At 65.9% G+C, this 26575-nt stretch carries 27 protein-coding genes; 16 read left to right on the top strand and 11 right to left on the bottom strand.

What is annotated here, in order from left to right:
- Positions 1-271 precede the first annotated feature (271 nt).
- Genes JL37_RS10735 through JL37_RS10725 form a run of 3 tightly spaced genes read left to right on the top strand, consistent with a single transcriptional unit; the run spans position 272 to position 2938 of the window.
- On the top strand, positions 272-1054 hold the full coding sequence (locus JL37_RS10735; RefSeq protein WP_043543961.1) for an SDR family oxidoreductase: 783 nt from the start codon (positions 272-274) through the stop codon (positions 1052-1054).
- Positions 1054-2010 carry a 3-hydroxyacyl-CoA dehydrogenase gene (locus JL37_RS10730; protein ID WP_043543959.1) on the top strand — a complete coding sequence of 319 codons (957 nt, stop codon included), beginning with the start codon at positions 1054-1056 and terminating at the stop codon, positions 2008-2010. Before JL37_RS10735 ends, JL37_RS10730 begins: the two co-directional genes overlap by 1 nt.
- Positions 2003-2938: a 3-keto-5-aminohexanoate cleavage protein gene (locus tag JL37_RS10725; protein ID WP_043543958.1), complete on the top strand. Its 936-nt coding sequence runs from the start codon at positions 2003-2005 to the stop codon at positions 2936-2938. Before JL37_RS10730 ends, JL37_RS10725 begins: the two co-directional genes overlap by 8 nt.
- A gap of 51 nt (positions 2939-2989) precedes the next feature.
- Here JL37_RS10725 and JL37_RS10720 read toward each other — a convergent pair whose 3' ends face one another.
- Together JL37_RS10720 and JL37_RS10715 are read right to left on the bottom strand one after the other, a co-directional pair.
- Positions 2990-4060 (bottom strand): glycerol dehydrogenase, encoded by a 1071-nt coding sequence (locus tag JL37_RS10720; protein WP_043543957.1) that lies wholly within the window; start codon positions 4058-4060, stop codon positions 2990-2992.
- A gap of 9 nt (positions 4061-4069) precedes the next feature.
- Positions 4070-4774 (bottom strand): GntR family transcriptional regulator, encoded by a 705-nt coding sequence (locus JL37_RS10715; protein ID WP_043543953.1) that lies wholly within the window; start codon positions 4772-4774, stop codon positions 4070-4072.
- A gap of 125 nt (positions 4775-4899) precedes the next feature.
- Here JL37_RS10715 and JL37_RS10710 point away from each other — a divergent pair, with 125 nt between their 5' ends.
- Genes JL37_RS10710 through JL37_RS10695 form a run of 4 tightly spaced genes read left to right on the top strand, consistent with a single transcriptional unit; the run spans position 4900 to position 9193 of the window.
- Complete coding sequence (locus JL37_RS10710) at positions 4900-5757, top strand: transketolase (RefSeq protein ID WP_043543952.1); 858 nt, start codon at positions 4900-4902, stop codon at positions 5755-5757.
- On the top strand, positions 5758-6744 hold the full coding sequence (locus JL37_RS10705; RefSeq protein ID WP_043543950.1) for a transketolase family protein: 987 nt from the start codon (positions 5758-5760) through the stop codon (positions 6742-6744).
- 15 nt (positions 6745-6759) lie between these two features.
- Positions 6760-7563 carry a shikimate dehydrogenase gene (locus JL37_RS10700; protein ID WP_043543948.1) on the top strand — a complete coding sequence of 268 codons (804 nt, stop codon included), beginning with the start codon at positions 6760-6762 and terminating at the stop codon, positions 7561-7563.
- 34 nt (positions 7564-7597) lie between these two features.
- Positions 7598-9193: a GMC family oxidoreductase gene (locus tag JL37_RS10695; RefSeq protein WP_043543947.1), complete on the top strand. Its 1596-nt coding sequence runs from the start codon at positions 7598-7600 to the stop codon at positions 9191-9193.
- 202 nt (positions 9194-9395) lie between these two features.
- On the opposite strand, the gene JL37_RS10690 is transcribed toward JL37_RS10695, so the two are convergent.
- Genes JL37_RS10690 through JL37_RS10670 form a run of 5 tightly spaced genes read right to left on the bottom strand, consistent with a single transcriptional unit; the run spans position 9396 to position 14198 of the window.
- Entirely contained in the window at positions 9396-10409 is a 1014-nt protein-coding gene (locus tag JL37_RS10690; RefSeq protein WP_043543946.1) for a proline racemase family protein, read from the bottom strand.
- Positions 10410-10446: 37 nt separating this feature from the next.
- Positions 10447-11238 carry an ABC transporter permease gene (locus tag JL37_RS10685; protein ID WP_043543944.1) on the bottom strand — a complete coding sequence of 264 codons (792 nt, stop codon included), beginning with the start codon at positions 11236-11238 and terminating at the stop codon, positions 10447-10449.
- Positions 11235-12083, bottom strand: coding sequence for an ABC transporter permease (locus JL37_RS10680; RefSeq protein ID WP_043543942.1), 849 nt, complete (start codon positions 12081-12083; stop codon positions 11235-11237). The genes JL37_RS10685 and JL37_RS10680 overlap by 4 nt, the downstream gene beginning before the upstream one ends.
- On the bottom strand, positions 12080-13132 hold the full coding sequence (locus JL37_RS10675; RefSeq protein WP_043543941.1) for an ABC transporter ATP-binding protein: 1053 nt from the start codon (positions 13130-13132) through the stop codon (positions 12080-12082). Before JL37_RS10675 ends, JL37_RS10680 begins: the two co-directional genes overlap by 4 nt.
- Positions 13133-13145: 13 nt before the next feature.
- Entirely contained in the window at positions 13146-14198 is a 1053-nt protein-coding gene (locus JL37_RS10670) for an ABC transporter substrate-binding protein (protein ID WP_043543940.1), read from the bottom strand.
- Between the two features lie 137 nt (positions 14199-14335).
- Here JL37_RS10670 and JL37_RS10665 point away from each other — a divergent pair, with 137 nt between their 5' ends.
- The 5 genes from JL37_RS10665 (at position 14336) to JL37_RS10645 (ending at position 17501) form a co-directional block, all read left to right on the top strand.
- Positions 14336-15418 carry a GlxA family transcriptional regulator gene (locus JL37_RS10665; RefSeq protein WP_052097062.1) on the top strand — a complete coding sequence of 361 codons (1083 nt, stop codon included), beginning with the start codon at positions 14336-14338 and terminating at the stop codon, positions 15416-15418.
- Positions 15419-15442: 24 nt separating this feature from the next.
- Positions 15443-16153 carry a glutathione S-transferase gene (locus JL37_RS10660; RefSeq protein ID WP_043543937.1) on the top strand — a complete coding sequence of 237 codons (711 nt, stop codon included), beginning with the start codon at positions 15443-15445 and terminating at the stop codon, positions 16151-16153.
- A 111-nt stretch (positions 16154-16264) separates the two neighbouring features.
- Positions 16265-16489, top strand: coding sequence for a DUF1653 domain-containing protein (locus JL37_RS10655; protein WP_043543935.1), 225 nt, complete (start codon positions 16265-16267; stop codon positions 16487-16489).
- A 4-nt stretch (positions 16490-16493) separates the two neighbouring features.
- Positions 16494-17114: a PolC-type DNA polymerase III gene (locus JL37_RS10650; protein WP_081955025.1), complete on the top strand. Its 621-nt coding sequence runs from the start codon at positions 16494-16496 to the stop codon at positions 17112-17114.
- 27 nt (positions 17115-17141) lie between these two features.
- Positions 17142-17501: a nucleotide pyrophosphohydrolase gene (locus JL37_RS10645; RefSeq protein ID WP_043543933.1), complete on the top strand. Its 360-nt coding sequence runs from the start codon at positions 17142-17144 to the stop codon at positions 17499-17501.
- A 3-nt stretch (positions 17502-17504) separates the two neighbouring features.
- On the opposite strand, the gene JL37_RS10640 is transcribed toward JL37_RS10645, so the two are convergent.
- Complete coding sequence (locus tag JL37_RS10640) at positions 17505-17795, bottom strand: antibiotic biosynthesis monooxygenase (RefSeq protein ID WP_043543930.1); 291 nt, start codon at positions 17793-17795, stop codon at positions 17505-17507.
- Positions 17796-18262: 467 nt separating this feature from the next.
- Between JL37_RS10640 and JL37_RS10635 the strand changes: the two genes are divergently transcribed.
- Both JL37_RS10635 and JL37_RS10630 read left to right on the top strand, forming a co-directional pair.
- Positions 18263-18733, top strand: coding sequence for a hypothetical protein (locus JL37_RS10635; RefSeq protein WP_043543926.1), 471 nt, complete (start codon positions 18263-18265; stop codon positions 18731-18733).
- Between the two features lie 44 nt (positions 18734-18777).
- Positions 18778-19440, top strand: coding sequence for a hypothetical protein (locus JL37_RS10630; RefSeq protein WP_043543923.1), 663 nt, complete (start codon positions 18778-18780; stop codon positions 19438-19440).
- A 27-nt stretch (positions 19441-19467) separates the two neighbouring features.
- Here JL37_RS10630 and JL37_RS10625 read toward each other — a convergent pair whose 3' ends face one another.
- Both JL37_RS10625 and JL37_RS10620 read right to left on the bottom strand, forming a co-directional pair.
- Complete coding sequence (locus tag JL37_RS10625; RefSeq protein ID WP_043543921.1) at positions 19468-21885, bottom strand: DUF3772 domain-containing protein; 2418 nt, start codon at positions 21883-21885, stop codon at positions 19468-19470.
- A gap of 235 nt (positions 21886-22120) precedes the next feature.
- Positions 22121-23038, bottom strand: a complete 918-nt coding sequence (locus JL37_RS10620) for a LysR family transcriptional regulator (protein WP_043543914.1) — start codon at positions 23036-23038, stop codon at positions 22121-22123.
- A gap of 246 nt (positions 23039-23284) precedes the next feature.
- Between JL37_RS10620 and JL37_RS10615 the strand changes: the two genes are divergently transcribed.
- The gene (locus JL37_RS10615) at positions 23285-24802 is read left to right on the top strand and encodes an acetyl-CoA hydrolase/transferase family protein (RefSeq protein WP_043543913.1); all 1518 of its coding nucleotides are present in this window, start codon (positions 23285-23287) and stop codon (positions 24800-24802) included.
- A gap of 43 nt (positions 24803-24845) precedes the next feature.
- Here JL37_RS10615 and JL37_RS10610 read toward each other — a convergent pair whose 3' ends face one another.
- Entirely contained in the window at positions 24846-25784 is a 939-nt protein-coding gene (locus JL37_RS10610) for a LysR substrate-binding domain-containing protein (RefSeq protein ID WP_043543912.1), read from the bottom strand.
- A gap of 124 nt (positions 25785-25908) precedes the next feature.
- Between JL37_RS10610 and JL37_RS10605 the strand changes: the two genes are divergently transcribed.
- A complete protein-coding gene (locus JL37_RS10605) occupies positions 25909-26238 on the top strand; it encodes a hypothetical protein (RefSeq protein ID WP_231570330.1) in 330 nt (109 codons plus the stop codon).
- The last annotated feature ends 337 nt before the right edge of the window (positions 26239-26575 follow it).

Raw genomic sequence — 26575 nt, 5'->3', positions numbered from 1 at the left:
TAAATATATGATATATCTGCCGGCCGGGTAAGAAACCCCGCCTTGGATTCTAGTTGGGGTCGTAACCCAAAGAATCGGGGAATTCCCTAAAGCCGCATGAATAAAGACTTAGCGGGCGATTCCTAGGGTTAACGATGAGCGCTTTTCCTCTATCTTATGGCGTCATCCGATGAGCGGAATCATCGCTTAAAGAGCTGGAAAGTGCTTGCCTTTTTCATATATCGTATATCATCAAACGCGCGCTTTTCATAAGAATCTAGGAGACAGACGCATGTTCGAGGAAGTGGATTTCGCCGGGAAAAAAGTGCTGATCACCGCCGGCGCGGATGGGCTGGGCCTGGAAATGGCCAAGGTGTTCCACCACGTGGGCGCCACGGTGCTCGTGTGCGACGTGAACGAAGCCCGCCTGGCCGCGCTGCCGGCGGAACTGCCCGGCGTGCACACGGCCCTGGCCGACGTGTCGGACGAAGACAGCGTGGCCGCGCTGTTCGCGGCGGTCCGGCAGAAGCTGGGCGGGCTGGATATCCTCATCAATAACGCGGGCGTGGCGGGCCCGACCGGCTATGTCGAGACCCTGTCCAAGGCCGATTGGGACCGGACGCTGGCCGTCAATATCACGGGCCAGTTCCTGTGCGCGCGGCAGGCGATCGCCCTGCTCAAGGAATCCAAGGCGGGAGTGATGATCAACCTGTCTTCGGCCGCCGGCCACCTGGGGTTCGCCGGGCGTTCGGTGTATTCGGCGTCCAAGTGGGCGGTGATCGGGTTCACCAAATCGCTGGCGATCGAGCTGGGCGCCCATGGCATCCGCGTCAACGCCATCCTTCCCGGCGCCGTCGAGGGGCCGCGCATCCGCGCCGTCATCGCCGCCAAGGCGGACACGCTGGGCCGCCCGGTGGAGGAGATTGCCGCGCAGTATGAAAACCAGGCCGTGCTCGGCCGCATGGTCACGGCGCGCGATATCGCGAACATGGTGCTGTTCAACGCCAGCGAGGCCGCCCGCAGCGTGACGGGGCAGGCCATCGTGGTGGACGGCTTCACGCAGAAGCTCTACTGATGGGCGCCGGCGAATCGGCGCGCTGCGCCGCCATAGTCGGCACGGGCCTGATCGGCCAGGGCTGGGCGATCGTATTCGCCCGCATGGGCTGGGACGTGCGGCTATACGACGTCAATGCCGCCATGCTGGCCGAAGCCCGGGGCCTGATACGGCAGCAGCTGATCGAACTGGAAAGCCAGGGGCTGCTGACGGGCGCGGACGTTGTCATCGAGCGCGTCCAAGTCGCGGGCAGCCTGGCCGAGGCCTTGGCGGGCGCCAGCTACATCCAGGAAAACTCTCCGGAGAAGCTGGAGATCAAGCGCGCGCTGTTCTCGGAGCTGGATGCCGCGGCCGACCCGCAGGCCATCATCGGCAGTTCCACCTCCAGCATCCCGGCCAGCCAGTTCACGGAGCATCTGCCGGGCAGGCACCGCTGCCTGGTGGCGCATCCGGTCAACCCGCCTTATCTCATCCCGGTCGTAGAGCTGTGTCCCGCCCCCTGGACCAGCCAGGAAGCGCTGGACGGCGCGCGCGCGGTGATGGCGGGTATCGGCCAGAAGCCCGTGCTGGTCAAGCGGGAGATCGAAGGCTTCGTCCTCAATCGCCTGCAGGGCGCGTTGCTGCACGAAGCCTTCCGGCTCGTCAGCGAGGGCATCGCCAGCGCCGAGGACATCGACGCGACCGTGAAGGACGGCCTGGGCCTGCGCTGGTCGTTCATGGGGCCGTTCGAAACCATAGACCTCAACGCGCCCGGCGGCATCGCCGACTATTGCGCGCGCTATGGCGGCCTGTACCAGTCCATCGGCGCCACCCAGGGCGAGTGCGTCGCCTGGGAGGGCGCCTTGGTGGACTCGCTGTCGGATGAACGGCGTTCCCTGCTGCCCACCGAAGATCTTGCCAAGCGCCGCTTCTGGCGCGACGAAAAGCTGATGCGCCTGATGCGCCACAAGCAAACCAACGGAGACGACAATGGCTAAGCCCAAACAGAAAGTCATCATCACCTGCGCCGTGACGGGCGCCATCCACACGCCCAGCATGTCGCCGCACCTCCCGGTCACGGCCGACGAGATCGCGGAAGCGGCCATCGGGGCGGCCCAGGCGGGGGCCGCGGTGCTCCACCTGCACGCCCGCGATCCGCAAACCGGCAAGCCTTCCCAGGATCCCGCCCTGTTCAAGCCGTTCCTGGAGCGCATCAAGAATGAAACGGACGCCATCATCAACATCACCACCGGCGGCAGCCCGCACATGACGGTGGAAGAGCGCATGCGTCCGGCCACCACCTTCAAACCGGAGCTGGCGTCGCTGAACATGGGATCGATGAACTTCGGCCTCTTTCCCATGCTGGGCCGCTTCAAGGAGTTCAAGCACGACTGGGAGCGCGAGCATCTCGAGAACAGCCGTTCGCTGATCTTCCGCAACACCTATCAGGACATCGAGTCCATCCTGACGCTGGGCAACGCCAACGGCACGCGCTTCGAGTTCGAGTGCTACGACATCAGCCATCTGTACAACCTGGCCCACTTCGTGGATCGCGGACTGGTGAAGTCGCCGCCTTTCATCCAGTCGGTGTTCGGCATCCTGGGCGGCATCGGCCCGCATCCGGAAGATCTGATGCACATGAAGCGCACGGCGGACCGCCTGTTCGGCGACGAGTACGAGTGGTCGATCCTGGGCGCCGGCCGCGCGCAGATGCAGTTGGCGACCATAGGCGCCGCCATGGGATCGAACGTGCGCGTGGGCCTCGAGGATTCGCTGTGGATCGGCCCGGGCCAGATGGCCGAATCGAACCGCATCCAGGTGGAACGCATCCGCACGATCCTGGAGGCCCTTAACCTGGAGATCGCCACCCCGGACGAGGCGCGCGCGAAGCTGGGCCTCAAGGGCGGGGACAACGTCGCGTTCTGACGGCGTCGCGGCGGGCGGGCCGGGGCGCTTGCCCCGGCGGCCGCCGACGGGTCAGGCGTGGCGGCGCAGGGCGGCCGCCAGGGTGCCGGTGTCCAAGGCGCGATCGAAATTGGCGGCGTGGCGGGCCTTCAGGCTCAGCTCCGCGGCCAGCGCCAGGTCCGCGTCGGACGGCGTGCCGGCGGCGCCCAGCTCGCGCAACGTGGTCGGCAGCCCCACCTGGGCGTACCACTGCTTCAGGTCGGCCAGCATGCCGTCGGCGCGCTGCTCCAGGTCCAGCTGCACCAACAGGCCGAGCGCGACCTGCATGCCATGCGGCGAGGTAGCCAGGCCGTCGATCTTGGGCAGTCCGCGCGTCAGGGCATGGGCGATGGACAGGCCGCCGCTTTCGAAACCGAGACCGCTCATGAGGATCATCGCTTCCACCACGCGCTCGAACGCCGGCGTGGGCTGGCCGCTGCCGGCCGCCGCCACGGCGTCCGCGCCATCGGCCAGCAGGGTGCGCAGGCAGCCGTCGGCGATGAATTGCGCGGTAAGCGGGGGCGCGGCGTCGTACATGTTTCTGCCGCCGTTGCGCTGGCACTGCTCGGCCTCGAATTTCTTCGAGATCGCGTCGCCCAGGCCCGCGCGGAAGAAATGCGCGGGCGCGGTGGCGATGACGGCGGTATCCACCAGCACGATCGTGGGGTTGAACAGCATGTGCTCCACCGCCAGGAGATTGTGATGGGCGTCGTACAGAACGTAGTTCTTGCTGGTCGGAGCGTCGTTGGACGCGACGGTGGGCACGGTAATCAGGTGGCAGTGCGAGGACTTGGCCACCGCCTTGCCGGCGTCCAGCGATTTGCCGCCGCCCACCGCGATCACCATGTCCACGCCTGCCGGCGCCGCCTGCGCGCGCAAGTGCGCGATGACCTCCGGCGTCAGGTCGCCTTCGACGAGCAGGGGAACGAGCGCCACCTGGTGGGCGGCGCAAAGCGCTTCGATTCTTGGCCCGAGCACGCCATGGACATAGCTGTCTATGACCAGGGCGGCGCGGCGGCCGAACAGGGCGGCATATTGGCCCAGGGTGTCCAGGGCGCCGGCCCCCTGGAGGTAGCGGCCGGGGGCGCCAAAAATCTTCAGCATCGGATCTTCCTATTTGCGGGACTGGGGAGGGCGGTAGTCGAGTTCCTTTTCGCGCTCGACCAGCCAATCGATCATGATCTTGCCGCCCCAGACCAGGTCGGCCTGGATGGCCTGCCTGGCCGCTTCGGAATCGCGCGCTTCCAGGGCCTGGAGCACCGCCTCGTGGCGGTGTTCGTCTTGCGAGTAGTCCAGCCCCGACGTCTTGACGTGGAACACCTTGAGGATGGGGCCGGTGATCACCCAGAACGACTCCACCGTGTTGCGCAGGATGGGCTTGTTGCTCGCTTCCAGGATGGCGAAGTGGAACTTCCGGTTCAGGTAGCTGGCGCGCTTGGGGTCCGTGGAGGTGCAGGAGATGAAATCCCGCTGCAGGGCGATCAGGTTGTCCAGCTGCTTGCGCGTGATGTTCTGCGCGGCCTCCGCCGCGCCCATGCCTTCCAGGTGGAAGCGGATCTGCTGGATCTCGCGCAGCTTTTCCGAATTGACGTAGGGCACGTAGACCGCGGTGGCCGCCTGCATTTCCAGGCCCTGCTCGCTGATGAGCCGGAAGATGGCCTCGCGCACGGGCGTGATGGAAACGCCCATCTCCTGGGCAAGTTCGCCAATGATGAGACGCTCTCCGGGTTCGTACTGCCCGTTGATCAGGGCATTGCGGATTTCGTTGTAGACCCTGACGGAGAGGTTCTCTTTCTTTACCGGTTTAAGGCTCGACATAGCGGTTGCTGGCTTGCTGTATTGATGGATAGGGCGGATTCGGGATGAATTCTAGCCCGCCATGGCCAATTCAAGCTCAATGGGTATATTATATATCATATATCCTAACAAAGGCAGGAGACGCCATGCGCCAGGAAAGGGAGGCTCCCTCGGAAGAGGAGCTCCGGCTATTGCGGGAAAAGGCCCGCTTTATCCGGTTGGAGACGATCCGGTTGATCGAGATCGCCAAGGTCGGCCACTACAGTTCGGTGTTTTCGTGCGCGGAAATCTTCGCCGCGCTGTACTACGACGTCATGCGGCTGCGTCCGGGCGAGCCCCAATGGCCCGACCGCGACCGCTTCCTCATGGGCAAGGGGCATGCGGCCGTCGGCCTGTTCCCGGTGCTGGCCGACCACGGCTTCATCGGCCGCGAGCTGCTGGACGGCTACACCCGCCTGGGCAGCCCGCTGGGCGACCACCCCGACATGAGCAAGGTGCCGGGTGTGGATTTCAGCTCCGGCTCTATCGGCCACGCCCTGTCCAACGGAGTGGGCATGGCGATCGGCGGCCGCATGAGCCGGCGCGACTTCAACGTGTTCGTCATGCTGGGCGACGGCGAGATGCAGGAAGGACAGGTCTGGGAGGCGGCGCTGTTCGCGGCGCACAATCGCCTGTCGCGCCTGATCGCCATCATCGATCGCAACGGCTATCAGCTGGACGGCAAGGTCGACGACGTGATGGGCGTGGAGTCGCTGCGGGACAAATGGCAGGCTTTCGGCTGGGAGGTGCACGAAGTGGACGGCCACAACCTGGCGGAGCTGACCGCGCTGCTGCGCCGCCTGCGCGCGGACGAAGAGCGCGACAGGCCGGCCTGCGTGATCGCCAGGACGGTCAAGGGCAAGGGTGTTTCCTTCATGGAGACGGAACCGGGCTGGCACCTGGGCTACCTGGCGCCGCAAGACGCGCAAGGCGCCATCGATGAAATCATGTCCCGCGAGATCTGAATGGCAAACTCACAGACGCTTTCCCCCGATTCCTGGCAGTATCGCGCGCTGAACGCGGTGAACCCCGGGCTTTCCTACCTCTCGGACGCGCTGATCGAGTTGGCCGCCCAGGGCCATCCCGTGGTGGCGGGATCGGCCGACCTGCAATACTCCAACGGACTGAATCGCTTCGCGCAGGCCTATCCCGACCGCTATATCCAGTTCGGCATTTCCGAACAGAACATGGTGTCGGCGGCGGCCGGGCTAGCGACCACCGGCATGATGCCGTTCGTCGCGACCTTCGCCTCCTTCCTGGGCCTGCTTTGCTGCGAACAGATTCGCATGGACGTGGCCTACACCAAGCTGCCCGTGCGGCTGATCGGCCATCACACCGGTATCAGCCTGGGCTTTTACGGCACCTCGCACCACGCCACCGAAGATATTTCGACGATGCGCGCCCTGGCCGGCCTGACGGTCGTATCGCCGGCCGACGGGCCGCAGCTGGCTTCCGCGATCAAGGCCTCGGCCGGCTGGCCGGAACCCATTTACTTCCGCATCGGGCGCGGGCGCGATCCGCAGGTCTATGAAGACGGCGCGCCTTTCGAGTTCGGCCGCGCCATCGTCCACTCCACCGGCAGCGACATGAACATCATCGCCTGCGGCATCACCGTGCATGCCGCGCTCGCCGCCGCCGAGCAGTTGCGCGGAGAGGGGCTGTCCGTGGGCGTGATCGACATGCCCACCATCAAGCCGCTGGACCGGGACGCCGTGCTGGCGGCCGCAGGGCGCTCGCCCATGCTGATGACGGTGGAAGAACACAATGTACTGGGCGGTCTGGGCTCGGCCGTGGCCGAAGTGCTGGCCGACGCAGGCACCGGCACCCGCCTGCGCCGCCACGGCATCTACGATGAATACAGCCTGATAGCGCCTCCCACCACCCTCTATGCGCACTACAAGCTGGATGCCGCCGGCATCGGCGAGGTGGCGCGTGAATGGCTCAAGGCCTGAACGACGGAGAATGACATGAAGGAAATCAGCGGAAACACCCGCCTGTTCGGCATCCTGGCCGATCCCATCCATCACGTGAAGACGCCGCAGCGCATGAACGAGCATTTCGCCGGCATAAGTTTCGATGGTGTGTGCGTGCCGTTCCACGTCCGGCCGGAAGGCCTGGCGGCCGCGGTCGAAGGGCTGCGCCGGCTGGAGAACCTGGGCGGCGTCATCGTCACCATTCCGCACAAGACGGCCATCCTGGAGCTGGTCGATGACGCGACCCCGGTGGCCCGCAAGATCGGCGCCGCGAACGTGGTGCGCCGCGAGGCCGACGGCCGCCTGGTGGCGCACATGCTGGACGGCGAGGGCTTCGTGCGCGGCCTGCAGACGGCCGGCGTATCGCTCGAAGGGAAAAGCGCCTACCTGGCGGGGGCGGGCGGCGCGGCCAACGCGATCGGCTTCGCGCTGGTGCAGGCCGGCGTGTCGCGGCTGACCATCGCCAATCGCACGGTGTCCAAGGCGGAAGACCTGAAGGCGCGGATCCTGTCCCTGCATCCCGGCGCCGCCATCGCCATCGGTACGGCCGATCCGTCGGGGCATGAACTGGTGGTCAACGGCACGTCGCTGGGCATGAAGCCCGACGATGCGCTGCCGCTGGACGCCGGCCGGCTGACGCCGGACCAGCTGGTATGCGAAGTCATCATGCAGCCGCGCGATACCGCGCTGCTGCTGGCGGCGCAGGCCCGAGGCTGCAAGGTGCACTACGGCGCGCCAATGCTGGCCTGCCAGATCGAACTGATGGCGCAGATGCTGGGCGTGGCCGGCGCCGAATAGGGCCGCGCAGCCGTAATCCGGACTCTGGACAACAATGGACGACTACGATTTCATCATTGCGGGCGGCGGCACGGCCGGCTGCATCCTGGCCAACCGGCTGAGCGCGGACGGCAAGCACCGAGTGCTGATGCTGGAGGCGGGGCACGAAGCGCGCAGCATGTGGATTTCCATTCCGGCGGGCTTTTCCAAGCTCCTGGTGAACCCGGACTACAACTGGCGCTTCGCCACCGAACCCGAGGACAACGTGTACGGCCGGACCATTGCCGTGCCCCGAGGCAAGGGCGTGGGCGGGTCGACGCTGATCAACGGCATGATCTACGTGCGCGGCCAGCCGCAGGACTACGACGGCTGGGAGGCCGCCGGCGCCACCGGCTGGGGCTCCGCGCAGGCCGAGCGCCTGTTCCGCAAGATCGAACACTACGAGCGGGGCGGCGACGGCCGAGGCAAGACCGGCCCCATGCGCCTGGAGGAAGTGGCGGAGCGCTTTCCCGTGTCGGACGCGTTCCTGCGCGCCGCGCAGGAAGACGGCCAACCCCTGAACCCCGATTACAACAGCGGCAGCCAGGAGGGTGTGGGCTACTACCAGGTGCTGCAGCATCGGGGCCGGCGCTGGAGCGTGGTGGACGGCTATCTGCGTCCGGCGTCCGGCCGCAAGAACCTGCGCGTCGAATGCGGGGCGCACGTGACGCGGCTGGTCTTCGAAGGCAAGCGCTGCGTGGGAGTGGCCTACCGCCAGAATGGGCAGGAGCGCACGGCGCGGGCGGCGCGCGAAACGCTGCTGTGCCTGGGGGCGGTACAGTCGCCGCAGCTCCTGGAACTGTCCGGCGTGGGCAATCCGGCGCTGCTGCAATCCTTCGGGATTCCATTGGTGCATGCGCAGGCGCAGGTGGGCGAGAACTACATCGACCACTACGCCACGCGGATGAACTGGCGGGTGAAGGGAACGGTGACGCTGAACGAGATGTCGCGCGGATGGCGGCTTGCCCAGCAGGTTGCGCGCTACTACACGAGCCACACGGGCATCCTGACCCTCGGCACGGGGCTGGTGCACGGTTTCGTGAAAAGCGCGCCGGACCTGCCCGCGCCCGACGTGCAGTACTTCTTCGTGCACGCCAGCTACGCCAACGCGGCGGAGCGCATTCTGGACCGGCATCCCGGCATGACGATCGGCGTGGCGCAGTTGCGGCCGGAATCGGTCGGATCCATCCACATCAAGTCCGCCGATCCGTTGGCGGGGCCCTCGATCCGCCCGAACTTCCTGTCCGCCCAGGTGGACCGCGACAGCCTGGTGGGCGGCATGCAGGTGGCGCGGCGCATAGTCGGCCAACCGGCGCTGCGGCCCTACGTGGATGCGGAGCTCAGCCCCGGTTCGGGCGTGGAAAGCTACGATGAATGGCTCGATTTCGCGCGGCGCAACGGCCAGACCATCTACCATCCCATCGGCACTTGCCGCATGGGCTCGGATGCCGCGGCGGTCACCGATCCGCGTCTGCGCGTGAACGGCCTGTCGGGCCTGCGCGTGGTGGACGCGTCGGTCATGCCGAAGATGGTGTCCGGCAACACGCAGGCGGCCGTCATGATGGTGGCCGAACGCGGGGCGGAGATGATATTGGAGGATGCCGAGCGGTAGTGCTTATTCCCGTGTCTGACACCCGTACGAGATGATGCCAGGTGTCTGACACCCGAGGAGATGGCCCGCACTCTGCTCCGGTGCCGCGTGGGTGTCTGACACCCGGGAACGCCGCTTCAGCTTGACGAGCATCTCGTACGGGTGTCAGACACTGGCATGTCGGCATCGCCATCGTGCCCGACACCCGGATCGAGCCGAACGCTCAGCGGATCAGGAACCCGGCCCCCACCGGATCGTTCTTGTCGATGACCCAGCGGGCCGTGCCCAGGATGCTGGCCGTTCCCTTGACTGTCGGCCGTACGGCCCGGGTGCCGTTCAGGTCGACTTCGCCCAGCAGGCAGCCTTCGAACACGCCGCTGCCCAGCAGGCCTTCCGATTTGATCGGCTGGTTCAGTCCCATCTTCCCGCGCGCCTCGAACATGGCCATCATCGCGCTGGTGCCGGTGCCGCCAGGCGAGCGGTCGAGCTGGCCGGCGCTGAACACGTGCACGTTCTTGTAGAACGCGCCTTCGATGGTCGGCTGGTGCCAGAAGGTGATGAAGTTCAGATTATTGATGTGCGCCTCTGTCGGATGCTGGATGCGCTGGCGGGCGTTGAGCTGGTCGCGCACGATCAGGCCCATGCGGGACAGCTCGCTACCGTTGTCCGGCGAAATCCGCAGGTCGCAGCCCGAAAGGTCCACGATGCCGAAATAGTTGCCGCCCCAGACGATGTCGGCGGAGAGCTTGCCGTAGCCGGGGAGCTCCACGGGGATGTCCTGGGCCGCCACATAGGCCGGCACGTTCTCGAAGCGCGTCCACAGCACGTTTTCGCCCTCCGACGCCACTTCCGACACCACCAGCCCGGCCGTGGTTTCGAAGCGGATCTTGGTAATGCCGTCCTTGCCGCGCGCGACCAGGCCGTGGGCGACCATGGCCATGCTGACGGCGATCGTGCCGTGGCCGCACATGTGCGAGTACTCGGTGCCGTCGATGTAGATCAGGCCGGCGTCGTACTCGGGACTGGACGGGGGCGTGAGGAAGACGCCGAACATGTCCTTGTGGCCGCGGGGTTCGCGCATGAGGGCCTTGCGCAGCCAGTCATAGTTCTGTTCCAGGAACGCCCGCTTTTCCAGGATGGTGGACCCGGCGGGGTAGGGAATGCCGCTGTGCACGATGCACAGGGGCTCGCCTTCGGTATGGGTATAGATGACATCGAACGCGTCTTGCTTGCGCATGACTGTGGCTCCAGACAAGTAGGAAAGAGAGGAAGGGTTATTTGCCGCGTTCGGACAGCATGTCCAGCCCGACGGTCAAATCCAGGATGACGATGGCGATCACCGCGGCCGCGATCGTGGCGCCCGATACGGCCGCGATGGTCGGATCTATCGTGTATTGCACATAGTTGAAGAGCTTCACGGGGATCGTGTTCAGGTCCGCCGTGGTGTTGAAAATGGATAGCTCCACGTTGATCCAGGAGGAGATGAACGCGAAGATCGAGCCGGTGACGATGCCCGGCCGGATCTGGGGCAGCACCACCAGGAAGAATGTGGTCCACGGATTGGCTCCCAGGTCCGCGGAGGCCTCTTCCAGGGCGCGCTGTTCGGGCGTGAGCAGGGTCAGCGTGGACCGCAGCACGAAAGGAGCGATGATGACGATGTGCCCGATCAGCAGGGACAGGAAGCTGCGCGTCAGGCCGAAATAGGCCCCGTATTGCAGCAGCGCCGCGCCCAGGACGATATGGGGCAGCACCAGCGGCGACATCAGCACGGAGGTCAGCGCCGCCTTGCCCGGGAATTCGTGCCGCGCCAGCGCCAGCGCGGCCGGCACCGTCAGCAGCACCGCCGCGGCCGTGGCCGCCAGCGCCAGCACCGTGCTGGTCGTGAACGCGGCGACATAGCCGGCTTCGACGAGCAGCGTGCGGTACCACTCCAGTGTCCAGCCGTGCGGCGGAAATGCCAGATAGGGCGTGGCGGTGAAAGAAGACCCCAGGATGACCACGAGCGGCAGGGCCAGGTAGACGAGGACGCCGAGCGCGAACAGGCGTATCAGGTGGCGGAGTATCATCGCGCGGCTCCAGGCAGGACGGCGGCGCGGTTCGCCAGCGCGACCAGGATCAGGGTGAACGCCAGCAGCACCATGCTCAGCGCGCCGCCATAGTGGAAGTCGAACACCGTGCTGTACTGCTGGAAGATCAGCATCGACAGCACCGACACGCGTCCGCCCGACAGCAGGGCCGGCGTGACGTAGGCGCTGACGGCCAGCGTGAATACGATGATGGCGCCCGATACCACGCCAGGCAGCGTCAGCGGCCAGGTGATGTGGAAGAAGGTGGCGGCGGGGCTTGCGCCCAGGTCGGCGGAGGCCTGTTCGCAGGCGGGATCGACGCGGGCCAGCGCGTTGCCCACGGCCAGCACCACGAAAGGCAGCAGCACGTAGACCATGCCGATCAGAATGCCGGTTTCCGTGCCGATGAAGCGCACGGGACGGTCCGCGGCGCCCATTCCCACCAAGGCCTGGTTCACGAGGCCGTTGCGGCCCAGCAGCACCATCCAGCCGAAGGCGCGCACGATGTTGCTGGTGAATAGCGGCACTACCAGCAGGATCACGCAGAATCGCCGCCAGGCTTTCCAGCGCACGACGCGCACCAGGTACCAGGCCAGGGGATAGCCCAGGATCACGCAGGCGACCGTGGTGAAGAAGGCCAGCCGGAAGGTCACCAGGATGACGTCCCAGTGATATTGGTCGGCCAGCACGCGCATGTATTGCTGCGCGGTCAAGGTCAAGCCGTCGGGGCCGCCAGTGAAGCTTGCCAACGCGACCACCGCAAGGGGGGCCAGGAAGAAGGCGGCGAAGAACAGGACCGGCGCCGCCAGCAACAGGCAGGGCGATTGCCAGGAGCGGGCGTTCATGGCCGTTCACCGATCAGGTGCAGATTTTCCGGCTCGAACGCCAGCGTGGCGGCGACGCCGGGGCCGAGGCTCGAGGGCGCGATGCCGCCGTGGCGCGCCACCACGGTCTGCCCGCCAATGTCCACGTGGATCATGCTGTGGCTGCCCACATTGATCACGTCGGTCACCGTTCCGGTCAGGCTTGGCCCGGCGCCGCCGCCGCTCAGGCGCAGGTCCTCCGGGCGCAGCACTGCAACGCCGCGCGCGGGCGCGGTCTTGCCGCGCAGCGGCACGCGCAGGCTCTGGGCTTCCAGCAGCAGGGTGTCGTCGCCCGATGCGGAATAGGCCAGGAAGTTGGCCTCGCCGATGAATTCGGCCACGAAACGCGTGGCGGGCTGCCGATAGATATCGGTGCCCATTCCCACCTGTTCGATTTTGCCCGCGTGCATGACCACCACCTTGTCGGCCATGGTCATGGCCTCTTCCTGGTCATGCGTTACGAAGATAAAGGCGATCCCCAGTTTCGCTTGCAGGTGCTTGAGCTCCAGCTGCATGCGCTTGCGCAGCTTCAGGTCCAGCGCGGACAGGGGTTCGTCCAGCAACAGCAGCTTGGGCTGGTTCACGATGGCGCGGGCCAGGGCCACGCGCTGCTGCTGCCCGCCCGACATCTCGCGGGGATAGCGCGGGCCGAAGTCCGCCAGGCCCACCATGTCCAGCGCCGAGCGGGCGCGCGCCGCGGCCTCTGGCCGCGAGGCTCCCTGGCGCCGGGGGCCGTAGGCCACATTCTCCAGCACGCTCATGTGCGGGAACAGGGCGTAGTTCTGGAAAACCGTGTTCAGCGGCCGGTGGTGGGCGGCCAGCCGGCTGATGTCCTGGCCCTCGATCAGGATGCGGCCGGACTCGGGCTTCAGGAACCCGGCGATCGAGCGCAACAGCGTGGTCTTGCCGCAGCCGCTGGGGCCCAGCAGCGCCACGAATTCTCCCTGCTGGACTTCCAGGTCGATGCGGTCGAGGGCCTGGTAGGCGCCAAAGCGCATCGATACGGCGTCGATGGTAAGCAATGCGGACATGTTCGGCCCCGGTCTAGCGCTTGCGGGCAACCTGGCGGTTCCAGGCGTCCGTGACCTCGGCGCGGCGGCTGTTGATGATGTTCCAGTCGAACAGGCTGAGGTTCTTGACCGAACCGTCCGCGCCCCATGGCAGCTTGCGGGCGACGTCCTTCGGCACCTGGACGTCCTTGACTGCGGGGCCCAGGTAGAGGCGCGTGGCCAGGCAGGCGGCGGCCTCCTGAGTCAGGGCGGTGTCGATGAATTTCTGCGCGGCGGCCTTGTTCGGCGCGCCCTTGACCAGGTGCAGGCGCGCGTCGGTGGCCCAGGCGCCTTCCTTGGGCACGGCGAAGCCGATGGGCAGGCCCTTGTCGATCAGGTCCCAGGCGCCCACGTTGAAGTGCGCGCCGATGATGGCCTCGCCGCTCTGATAGGCGTTGGTGGCGGCGCCGGAACTGTCGAAGAACAGCGCCGTATCAAGGCTGGCGAGCTTGGAATACAACGGCGCCAGGTTGGACGGGTCGACGGAGAAGACCCGGGCGAGGAAGAACACGAACGGCACGCCGGACGAATTCGCCGGCGAGGGTATGGCCACGGCGCCGGCGTACTCGGGCTTCCACAGATCCTTCCAACTGGTCGGCGGCTGCGGCACGTCCTTGGTGTTGTAGGCGATGCCCAGCGAGTAGTAGCCGGAACTGACGGCATAGGCTGCGCCGCCATTGCGGTACAGGCCCTGGTCGATAACGTTCTTCATGTTGGGAATGGCGCCGGGATCCAGCGTGTCCAGCACGCCGGCCTCGGCGGCCAGTTCGCTGATGCCGCCATCCATCCAGGCGACGTCGATCGTGGGCGCGCCTTTCTGTTGTTGCAGTTTCGCCAGCGTCGTGGTGGAAGTTCCGACCTCCGGCACCACGGTGACGCCCGTCGCCTTGGTGTAGGGCTCGGCGACGCAGGTGCGGAAGGCGTCGCCCCAGTTGCCGCCGTACCAGGCGACGGTGATTTTCTGCTGCTGCGCCAGCGCCTGGCTGGCCACGAGCAGTCCTGCGCCCAGCAGGGCGGCGCGGACGGCGCTGCGGGTAAGTGTTGCCATGTCGGAATCCCCTTGTGAATTTGTCGGCCCGTTCCGGCGTATCCCGGAGGGCGCGCATACGGTGCCACAAGCGAATCTTGGGGATCCCAGGGAAAACCAGCTTGAAGGCGCGGGACATAAACTTGAATAATTGCGACATGGATACCGCAACGCCCGCCGCGCCCGCGCCGTTTCCCTATGGAGACGGCTTGCCCAAGCCTGCTCAGGGGAAACCCGCGCTGACGATCGGCATCGTGTTGCTCGACCAGTTCACGCTCGCCGCCTTCGCGGGTTTGGTGGATGTGTTGCGGCTGGCGGGCGACCATGGCGGGCGCAGCCGCCAGATCCACACGGCCTGGCGCGTCATGAGCTGGGACGGCAAGCCGCGCCGCTCCAGCGCGGGCCTGACGATCGACGTGGCGGACAGCCTGCCCGACGACCTGTCGCAGTTCGACTATGTGGCCGTTTGCGGCGGCAACGACTATTTCAATGAACGCATGCCCGAACGGCTGCGCGACTGGCTGCGGCAGGCGGCCGCGCAACGTGTCCGCCTGCTGGGCATCTGCACGGGCACGTTCGCGCTGGCGCAGGCGGACGTGATCGGTCCGCGCACGGTCTGCGTGCATTGGAACGTGCTGGATACCTTCCGCGAACGGTTTCCGCAGACGCGTGTGGTTGTCGACCGGCTGTTCGTGGACGAGGGCGACCTGATTTCCTGCGCCGGATCCACCGCCGCCATCGACCTGGGCCTGTACCTGGTGGCCCGGCATTGCGGGCGCGACAAGGCCCAGCAGGCCGTGCGGCACATGATGCTCCAGGGCGTGCGGCCGGGGCGCGTGCCGCAGGCGCATTTCCATACGGACCTGTCGGGCATCCAGGATCTGCGCGTCCGCCAGGCCGCGCATTTCATGGAGCAGCGCATCGACAGTCCGCCTCCGCTGGACGCGATCGCGCGGTATGTCGGAGTGGGGCGCAGGCAGCTGGAGCGCGCATTCAGGGTGGCTACCGGCATGTCGCCCATGGCTTTCCAACGCCAGCTGCGGCTGGAATACGGCAGTTGGCTGCTATTGAACAATCCATGCAGCATCACCCAGATTGCGCTGGACTGCGGCTTTGCGGATGGCGCGCATTTTTCGCGCGACTTCCGCGCGCATTTCGGCCTGTCCCCCAGGCAGTACCAGCAGGCCCGCGGCGCGCCGGCCGCCGGACACGAAGGCGAGATCAGCGTATTCCCGGCTTAGCCTTCATCGACAGAAGGAGACAGCATGACTTACGACCTTTGGTATTGGGATGGCATTCCCGGACGCGGAGAGTTCGTGCGCCTGGCGCTGGAAGCGGGCGGCATTCCGTACCGCGATTGCGCGCGCGAACGGGGCGCGGACGAAAACACCCTGATCGAGGATCTGAGTTCCCCCCGCAGGCATCCGCCGTTCGCGCCGCCCTATCTCGTCGCGGGGAAGATGACGCTGGCGCAGACAGCCAACATCCTGCTGTTCCTGGGTGAAAAGCACGGCCTGGCGCCGGAGTCCCTGGAAGGGCGCCTATGGGTGAACCAGCTGCAGCTCACCATCGCCGATATGGTGGCCGAAGCGCACGACACCCACCATCCCATCTCCGCCAGCGAATACTACGAAGAGCAGAAGGAAGAGGCGGCGCGGCGCGCGCGCAGCTTCCGCGAAGAGCGGATGCCCAAATTCCTGGGGTACTTCGAATCGGTGCTGGACGGGCACGATGCCTGGCTGGCAGGCGGCAAGGGCTGGACCTACGTGGACCTGTCCTTGTTCCATCTGGTCGACGGCCTGCTCTATGCCTTTCCCAAGCGCATGGCCACGCTGGCCGCGGGCTATCCGAAAGTCATGGCGCTGCATGCGCGCGTGGCGGCGCTGGCGGAATTGCAGCCCTATTTCGAAAGCGGCAGGCGCCTGCCTTTCGGGGAAGGCATCTTCCGCCGCTATCGCGAACTGGATGCGGCGTGAGGTGCCGTCCCGGCGCCGCCGCTCCGATGCGCTATAAAGACGGTATTGTCTGAACCCGCAGGCCCGGGCAGGAACCTTCCCGCCCGGGCCGCGCCATTTGCGCGATCTTCCATGACCGAATCCGAAGCCCTGGCTCTTGCCTCGCACCGCCACTACAAGGGCGGCCTGTACCTCTACGTGGGCACCGCCCGACACTCCGAAACCGAGGAATCCATGGTGGTGTACGAGCACCTGTGGCCCCACGAGCGCGGGCTGTGGGTGCGCCCCGCGGCGCTGTTCTTCGGGAAGCTGGCCGACGGCTCGCCCCGTTTCGCGCCGCTGCGGCCGGCGGAGTAGGGCCGTGACGTTTTTCTACCGGCGGGCGCGCTCGGGCGCCGCCGCGCCCGTCCGGGCGGCTGCGGGGCGCAAGGCTGGCGCCGAGGCCCTGGGCGAAGCGCTGAGGGCATTGCGCGGCCCGTTCATCGTCGCCGACCTGGAAACCACCGGCCTGTCCACGGCCACCTGCGAGATCCTGGAATTCGCCGCGGTGCGCGTGGACGCTGGCGGCTCGATGGAACGGGAATACACGCAGGTGGTGCGCACGCGCGGTCCCGTCCCGTCTTTCATCACGCGATTGACCGGCATCACGCAGGCGGAAGTCGATCGCCATGGCGTGCCGGTGGTGCAGGCGTTTTCTTCCTTCCTGGAGTTCGTGGAAGACCTGCCCGTGTTCTTCCACAATGCGTCGTTCGACCGGCGCTTTCTGGGCGCTGCGGCGGATCAGACCGGAATGCCGTTTTCGAACGCCACCCACTGCACGCTGGCGTTGGCCCGGCGCGCCTGGCCCGAACTGCCGTCGCACAAGCTGGAGATCCTGGCGCGCCATGTCGGCGCCTCGGACCCCACTCACCGGGCATTGGCCGACGTGCGCACCACGGTAGCCGTGGCGCTCGCGGCAAGCGCGCGGCTCGGGGCGGCCTGAAGCGCCTATTTCATATCAGGAGGCGGGATGTCCGACCTGGAACAGATCAGATTGGCCGTCCGCCGGTTCACGGCGGAGCGGGATTGGCAGCCCTATCATTCGCCGAAGAACCTGGCCATGGCCCTGGCCGGCGAAGCGGGGGAGCTGGTGTCGCTGTTCCAGTGGCTGACCGAGGCCGAGTCGCGCAGCATGCCGCCCGAGCGGCTGGCCGATGCGGCGGACGAGATCGCCGACGTGCAGATGTACCTGGTCGCGCTGGCGGATCAGCTGGGCATCGATATCGCCGAGGCGGTGGCGGACAAGATGGTGAAGAACGCGCGGAAATATCCGGCGGACCGTTTTCGCGGCAGCGCGCGCAAGTACGACGATCCGCCCGATACCCCCTAGGCTTCAAAGCACCTTCTGTTCATGGTGCACTTGCGGCGGCTCGACGAAAAAGCCCGCCACCAGCTTGCGCCATTCCTGGAAATCCGTGGACTCGCGGAAATCCACCATGTGGTTCTCCACGGTTTCCCAGTCCACGACCAGCGTATAGCGCTGCGGCTGTTCGATGCTGCGGTACAGCTCCATGCCGTGGCATCCGCGGGCTCGCAGGAACAGCGGCTTCGCCTGCGCCACGCCGGCTTCGAACAACGCTTCCTGCCCTTCGCGGACATGGATGCTGGCAATCTCCTGGATCATGATTCTGTCTCCGTAAGACGAATGGAGCCGGGTAGCGCCCGGCGGCCGGAATAGTATGGCCGAAAAAACCTCATTCAGCCTTTTGACAGGCTTGCAAAAATCCGGGCCCGCCGCGTCGCTCGGGTGCGCTAGGGAAGTTGCCCGAGCCGCGGGCAGGCATCCCCATCCATTGAGTTGAGTTCTTCAGCTTGCGCGTTTCCTCCCAGGCATTCCGCTTCGTCCATATGCATGGTCCAGTTTGCGTTATCCGCATATTTGGCCGGACTTGTTACGGCCCAGGTTCGTCCTCCCGGATCCGGTCGCCCGTTTAGCCGATATCGATGTGCCTAGGACGGCGCAATCATTCCGTACCAATACGAAAGTCCCACGCCTTTCGTCATTGTCCGGAGGGCTGGGGGGTAACGGTCCGCGCCGGTCGGTCACCGGCAACCAGGTATCCGTGCAAGTACGGAGCAGGAGGAGCTCAAATGAAAAAGCTCGCAGCAGTCGCCGCGTTGTCCTTGTTTGCCGCAACGGCCTACGCCACCGGTCCGGTCGGCGGGTCCGTGACGGGGCACGCCGGCGCGATCAACGGCACCGCGTCATCGGTTTCCACCGGAAGTTCGGTGGTGGCCACCCAGATCAATGGCTACGGTTCGTCCAGCCAGACCTCGTTCGGCAGCACCGGCGGCATCGCGGAAGTCGGCGGCACCTTCGGCCGCGACGGCACGCAAGTCGTCACCAGCACGCGTCAATACGCCAACAGCGAGTCCTATGGCAGCGTGTCGGGCAACGCGCCCATCATGGTGGGAGACAGCATCGCCAATGGCGGCGCCACGTTCGGAAAAACGGACACCAACGCGTCGGCTACGGGTTCGTTCCATGCGGTGAATGTGGGTGCGTTCGGGTCGATACACGGCATTGGCGCGGTGGGCCATGTCGCAGGGTTCAATCACTGACCCAATTATCCGGACGGCTTCGGCCGTCCGGGCGAGGGGACATCATGAAGACCATTGTGTTTGCCATTTCCCTGTCGTTGGCGGCGTTCTCCGCCAGCGCCCAGACCAGCAGTTCCAGCGCCACGACCTCGGCGTCATCTGGCTCGACCAATGCGGGCAACAACCAGGGCATTACGTTCAATTCCAGCAACAACGGATCCAGCACGCTGCGCACCGCGCCGCCGGTGGGCGGCCAGAGTTTCTACGGTTCGTTCTCGTCGGATAGCTGCATGGTGTCCGCGGGCGGAGGCGGTTCCGTCGTCGGCTTCGGCATGAACCTCGCGATCCCGATCGAGGATCAGAAGTGCAGCTTGCGGCGCAACTTCGAACGCACGATGCAGGCCGCCGCTTCCACCAAGGACGCCGACCGCGCGCGCCGCCTGGAAACCGCCGCCATCGACATTCTGTGCCAGACGGACGACCGCACCAAGGCCGCGCTGGTGGCGCAGGGGCTGTGCACCAATCCCGCGCTGACCACGGCCGATCATCGCTTTGACGGAAGCGCGGTTGCGCAGGTCGCGCCGCCTTCGGCGCCGGTGCTGGCCGAGAGGCCGACGGCGCAGGCCTATCCCGTGCGTTCGGTGCAGAGCGCCGCGCTGGCGTCTCCTCCGCTGCGCAACCCCCGCTATGACAGGCAGACGTTCGCCGACCTGTATTCACCCGGTTGAGGCCGGGCGTCATGTCCGGCCGGAACGCTACCGCGCGGCCGGCGGGGGGACCGCGGCGGGAGCCGCCTCCGGCACCGCCGGCAGCTGCGGGGCCGAAGCCAGCAGCATGGTGGGCGGCGACGACACCTCCAGCCCTGCGTCGTGCAGGCGCTTGAGGACGGTGAACAGCAGGGCGCTGCGCACGCCATAGGCCGCCCGCGGCGAAGACACATAGCCTTTGGCGTTGAAGATCAGGTGGCCGCCTTCGATACCATCGAGGAAGACGTCGGGCGTCGGCGCGTCCAGCACACCCTCGTGGTCGGCGAAGGCCTGCAGAATCAGTTCGCGCACATGCTCGGCATCGATGGACAGCGGCATGGGCAGCTTGATCTGCACCAGCCCCAGCGGATTGGAGCGGGTGACGTTGCGCACGGTTTTGGTGACGAATTCCGAGTTCGGAACGATCACGGTCGAGCGGTCTCCCATCTGGATTTCCGTGGCGCGCACATTGATGCGCAGGATGTCGCCCTCCACGCCGCCCAGCGATACCCAGTCGCCGACCTTGACCGGGCGCTCGGCCAGCAGGATCAGGCCGGAAACGAAGTTCTGGACGACAGCCTGCAGGCCGAAACCGATACCCACGGACAGCGCGCTGGCGATCCACGCCACGCGTTCCAGGCCTATGCCTGCGGCGGATAGCGACAGGGCGACGGCAATCACGAAGCCGGCGTAGCCGAACAGTGTGGCGGCCGACAGCTGCATTCCCGGATCGAGCTCGGTCGTGGGCAGGTAGCGGTTGGACAGCCAACGCTTCAGCAACTTCACGCTGAGCAGGGACAGGCCCAGCACCAGCAGCGCTTGCAGAACGGCCCCGGGACGGATCTGCGCTTCGCCGATGGCCAGGCCCTTGCGCAATTGATCGAAGCGTTGCACCAATTCCATCGGCGCCTCGCCAAACGGGGCCAGCAGCAGGGTGACGGCAAGCAGGCCGACCGCGACCCGGCCGACGCCGGACAGCAGCACCGCCGCCTGGTCGCGCATGCTCGGCGTTTCGTGTTCGCCTCCATCGCGATGAGAGGTGCCCAGCAGCGTGCCGAAGCCGTCCTCGATCAGCGTCGAGGCCAGATAGGCGGAGGCCAGCACGATCAGCGTCCACAGCACCTGCTTGACCAAGAAGCTGCCGAAGGCGACATAGCCGGCCAGCAGGCTGGCCAGACTCAGGATCAGCACCGTCCAGATGGCGGTCAACAGCAACGACAGCCAGAAGGGAATGGGTGTGTCGTTCTCCTGCATGGCCTGCCGGCGCAGCCGGCGGCTGATCGCCAGCACGGCGCCTATCATCGCCATGGTCATGACGGCGACAATGCCGGTCAGCGTGATCGTCGTGGTCAGGCTGGCGTTGAGCAGCACGGGCAGGCGCTCGGCCAGCCAGATCATCACCACGAGCACGCCCAGCACGCCGGGCAGCCAGCGCAGCCGCGTGGCGACGATATCGCTGACCGGGGGGAGGCGCCACGACGGCCGGTTCGAGGACAGAAGGGCGTAGCCCAGCCCGGACACGTATCCGCCGAAACAGACCGTCGCCACCAGGTTGGCCAACAGGGATGCGGTGTTGTCGGTCAACTGGGAATTCCAGTCCAGCCCGATATGGATGAGCAGCGCGATGACGCCGGGCGTGGCCACGGCCAGCACCACGTGCGTGACCGCCAGGAAGGAGCGCCGCAGGCGGCCGGGAGGGACCCGCGTGGCGGTCAGGCGCAGCAGGATGCGGCCGACCCAGATGCGCAGGGCGATGGCCAGCACGGCAGCCGCGGACAGTAGCAGCCAACCCCATTTGGGCGTCTGTTTCACCGCGGCCGCAAGATCATCGCCCAGGGCCTTCAGGCGCTCGAGATCGCGCGGGAACTCTTCCCGGAACTCCGTCCAGAACGGCTTGGAGAGGAAAGAGTCCCGCCGTTCGCCCAGGCGCGCCTGGAACTGCGTGCGGCGCTGGGCCGATATCTGTTCCGCGGCCTGGCCGGCGTCCACGGACAGCAGCCTGGCCAACTTGATCTGCGCATCCAGCGCCCGGTTGCTCTTTTCCAGTTGCGTGCGCTGCGCGGCCACGTCGGGCGCTTCCTTGGCGCCTTCCGGCGGCGTGCCCAATTCGCTCAGCTTGGCCGCCACGCTGGCCAGCTGCGGCGCCAATGCTTCAGCCGCCGCATCCGCCTTGGACTGGATGTCGAGCGCGTCGGCGCGTTGCCGCAGCAGCGCGGCGTCATCGGTTTCGTCAGCGACGCGCTTGCGGATATCGTCGATCTGCTTGCGCGCCGCGGTCAGCATCGTTTCCGTGTCGGCCGGCGTGGGCGGCTGCGCTGCGAAAGCGGGGATCAGGAACAGCGTCAGCAGCAATGCCGCGGCCAGCGCGGCGAACGACGAGCGCTTGCGGCAGGCGCGCAAGGGCGGGGAGTGGGGTTTTGGTGTCATGTTCTTGGGCGAATGACTCGCATCGAGGCGGCAGCATATCAAGCCGGCGCCCGGCCCATTGCAACAAAAACTGGTGCTATGGCCCCAATAGAATCGGCGCGCGATTTGCGTTGAACGCCCGCCCGCGCGGGCGTACGAAACGGGGCCGGATCAAGGCCGGGGCCTGCACGCGGATCGGATGACGCGGCTGGCCGCAATCCAAGTTTACGAGGCCAACGTTTGGATTCAACTCCGGTTAGCGCGCAGCGCTCCGGGCGGGCCCCTTTTTAGGTTTTCCAAGCACCTCGTCGCACACCTCCAGCCAGGCGCGGGCAGCGAAGGACAGGTATCCCGATTGCTGCCAGATGTGGCCCACTTCCCACTGCATGCCCGACTTGGCCAGTTTCGCGGTGCTCAGCCCGCGTGTTTTCATCCGCTGCATCAAGGGCTCGGGAAGCAGCGCCACCCCGAGGCCGGCGGACGCCATGGCCACCAGGAAGTCCCAGTGGGCGCTCTGGGCCGCGATGCCGGGCTGGAAGCCGGCATCGGCGAAGGCTTGGCGCAGGCGGCGCGTGATGGCGAAGTCGTCGGTGGGGATCAAGAGCCGCGCATCGCGCAACGCGCTCAGCGGCAGCGAGGTCTTGCCCGCCCAGGGGGCGTCGGGAGGACCGATTACCCATATGGGGTAGCTGCCGAAGGGCTGGGCGGCCAGCCCGCCGTCGGGTGCGATCGGCAGGATGGTGGCGCCCACTTCCAGCTCTCCGCTCGCGACCAGGCCTTCGACCGCTTGTCCCGTGCCTTCGCGCAAGGTCAGGTGTATGCCGGGATGCCGTTCTCGGAAGCGCTTCACCACCGGGGTGAACAGCAGGTTGATCATGGGCGGGATGCCGACCTCCAGCGCGCCGCGGCGCAGGTCGGTGGTCTGGCGCAACTCTTCGGACAGCTGGCGCATCGTTTCCAGCACCTGCACGCCGCGCAGATACATGACCCGGCCGGTGTCGGTGGGGCGGGCGGTGTGGCCATCGCGGATAAGCAGCGGCGTGCCCGCTTCCTCCTCCAGTTGCCGGATCATCTTGCTGACCGTCGATTGCGTCACGAACAGGGCCTTGGCCGCCTGCGTGAAGCTGGCATGCCTGACGGTTTCCACGAAATACCTCAGCGCGCGCACGTCCATGGCCCCGCATCTCCTTCGCGCGCCGCGCGAAAAACAAGCAAATAATGAAAAAAACGACTTATTTGAATGATTTTAAGTCATTACGAGATTTGAGCAGGCCTTCCTATACTGCGGAAAAATCGTCCCGGCGCCGGCATGGCCGGCCTTGGGACCTCGGGAAACGCCGCGTCAGACGGCGCCTGGGCGCAGAGGCGGCATATCGCCGCGCCCCGCCGCGAGCCGTTGGCCCTTGAATCTGGAGACACCATGCATCTCGACCGTATCCGCCACCCTGGGCTGCGCGCCAAGATCACGTCCGCCGAACAGGCGGCTTTGCTGGTTCAGGACGGCATGACCGTCGGAATGAGCGGCTTTACCCGCGCTGGCGACTGTAAGTCCGTGCCGGCGGCGCTGGCGGCACGCGCCGAGCGCGATCCGTTTTCCATCACGCTGATCACCGGGGCGTCCTTGGGCCACGACACCGACAAGATGCTGGCGCAGGCCAACGCGCTGGCGCGCCGCATGCCGTTCCAGGTCGATACCACGTTGCGCCGCAAGATCAACCAGGGCGAGATCGCCTTCATCGACCAGCACCTGTCGGAAACGGTCGAACAACTGCGCGCCGGGCACATCGGCCCGATCGACGTGGCCATCATCGAGGCCGCGGCGATCACCGAGAGCGGCGCCATCGTGCCGACGATGTCGGTGGGAAACTCTGCCTCGTTCGCGCAACAGGCGGACCGGATCATCATCGAACTGAACCTGGGAGTGCCCGCCGCCATTGAAGGCTTGCACGACATCTACGTGCCCGCCGACAGGCCCGCGCGCCAGCCCATCGGGCTGGTTTCCGCGGACCAGCGCATCGGGCAGCCATTTATCGAGGTGGATCCCTCCAGGATCGCCGCCATCGTCATCACGCACGAACCGGACAGCCCGTCCAACGCCCTGCCGCCCGATGAAGAAACCAACGCCATCGCCGGCCATATCGACGCCTTCCTGCGGCGTGAAGTCGAGGCGGGCCGTCTGAGCAACTCCCTGCTGCCGCTGCAGGCCGGCATCGGAACCATCGCCAATGCCGTGCTGCACGGATTCGAGTCTTCCAGCTTCGACCAACTGACGATGTACTCGGAAGTGCTGCAGGACAGCGCCATCGAACTGCTGGACCAGGGCAAGCTGGCATTCGCATCGGCGTCCTCCATCACGGTGTCCAAGCCCGTCTACGAAAAAATCCTGGCGAACATGGAGCACTATCGCGAGCGCATCGTGCTGCGTCCGCAGGAGATCAGCAATGCGCCGGAGATCGTCCGCCGCCTGGGCATCATCGCGATCAACACCGCGCTGGAATTCGATATTTACGGCAACGTGAACTCCACCCACGTGGGGGGCACCCACATGATGAACGGCATCGGCGGATCGGGCGACTTCGCGCGCAATGCGCATCTCGCGATTTTCGTATCGAAGTCGATGGCCAAGAATGGCGACATTTCCAGCGTGGTGCCCATGGTGTCCCATGTGGACCATACCGAGCATGACGTGGATGTGCTGGTCACCGAATGCGGACTGGCGGATCTGCGCGGCCTCGCGCCCCGCGAACGGGCTCGCGCCATCATCCGCAATTGCGTGCACCCGTTCTACCGCGATGCGCTGCAGGATTATTTCGACCGGGCCTGCGAACGCGGCGGCCAGACTCCGCATTTGCTGGAAGAGGCGTTCTCGTGGCACCAGCGGTTCAATGAAACGGATTCCATGCGGCCTGCGGCGCCCGTCGCGCGCAAGGTCGCCTGAGATCCGTTGTCCGTTGTCCGTTGCACGGCGGCCTGGGCTGCCGTTATCGCGCCTGCGATTCTTCCCCTGTCTGCGCGTCGGGGGGGACCAGGCTGCGGCGGGACATCTCCAGTTCGTCGCGCAACCATTGCTTCAGCGCAACCAGCGGCCCCCAGTCGCGCAGGCTGGGGCGATAGACCAGGTGATACGTTTGCGCCTGCTCGTAATGGACGCTTACCGGAGAGACTTGCACCAGCCGCCCGGCGCATAGCGCGTCCGCCGCAAGCAGTTCGCGTCCCAGCGTGATGCCCAGCCCCTGTTCGGCGGCCTGCAGCATCATGCCCGCGTCGTTGAACGAAGCCACCGGCGTGACCGGGGTGCGCAGTCCGGCGGCATTGAACCAATGCTGCCAGACCTCGCGCTCGCCCAGCAGGGGCTGCCGGGCAAGCGTTTCGGGCGTGCAGTCGGGAAGCGCGGCGGCCGTATCCGGCGAGGCCAGGACGATAAGGGGCAAGGGCATGTCGAACAGGGGTTCCGACTCGACTCCTGGCCAGGGGCCCCGGCCGAAACGCAGCGCTGCGTGGAAGCCGTCGCGCAGCAGATCGGCGACTTGCTGCGAGGAATCGATCTCCAGCGCCAGCCCGGGATGGCGCGCCCGCCAACGGGCCATGCGGGGCAACAGCCAGCGCTGCGCGAATGAGGGCAGCACCGACACTCGCAAGCGTTGCTCATCGCCTGCCGCCATCGCCGACGCGGCGAGCACCCCTTCATCCAATTGCGTCAAGGCTCCCTGGACCGCGCAAAGCAGGGCGGCGCCAGCGCTGTTCAGGACGATGCCCCGCCCGCTGCGCTCGAACAGGGGGAAACCCAGCTGTTCTTCCAATCCCTTGATCTGCTGACTGACAGCGCTGTGAGTGAGGTGCAAGCGCTCGGCCGCCGCACGCAGGTTCTGCAACTCGGCGACCGCGCGGAAAGCGGGAAGGGTATTCAGAGGCAAACGCATGGCGGCAAACCGATTTAAGACTTATTGGTCATCATAGCTTACCGATAACCCCAGAACAATTCGATTTTCATCGGGTGGTTGGGCTATTACGCTTACCAAACGCATATCCCATACGGAGCCCGTCATGTCAGCGCAAACTTGTTCCTCATCTTCCGTTTCGTTGGTATCGCTGCCCATGGGGCGGAAACTGTCCCCGGCGCCGGCCGAAAGCGCCATTGGCTCGGCCGGCCGCCAAATCCAGCGAAAGACCGAAGCTCCCTCGGGTAACGGTTTTCTCGCAAAGCTATGGTCTGCCTATAGGAAGTATCGCAATGTGGCGCGCTTGCGCAGCCTGGCAGGAGAACTGGACGAACATATGCTGCAGGACGTTGGGGCTCCCAATTGGCTGATCAACGAAGTCAGCGTGAATCGTGAGCTGACGCGGCTTCGCGACGCGAACTATCTGCGCTGGTGAAAGGGCTGCAAGAACCTGCGGCCCCGCCTGCTCGTTTCCCTCTCACTCTATATATAGAGGAGGGGGCCGGGCTGGCGGGGCCGCTTGCGTGCCGAAAGTTGTGCTATAGTCTCGCTCCTTCGCGATTCGGGCAGTTGATTTAGACCGATTCGGATCGCGGGGCCAGGCAAGCATTCATTGCATGGATCGCGCAAATCAGGCAGAAGCCAGTTGCGTAATTCGAAACAGTGTGCTATAGTCTTGGGCTTGGCTGATGAATCGATAAGGGTTTACCCTTAGACTAATTGGCCGCCTGAAGCGACTCGACTTCAGATAGGTGCAAGTCAGGCAGAAGCCG

It is taken from the genome of Achromobacter sp. RTa (assembly GCF_000757485.1).
Classification (GTDB): Bacteria; Pseudomonadota; Gammaproteobacteria; order Burkholderiales; family Burkholderiaceae_B; genus Achromobacter.
The sequence above is the reverse complement of the archived record's forward strand: the minus strand, read 5'-3'. Positions and strand labels throughout refer to the sequence as shown.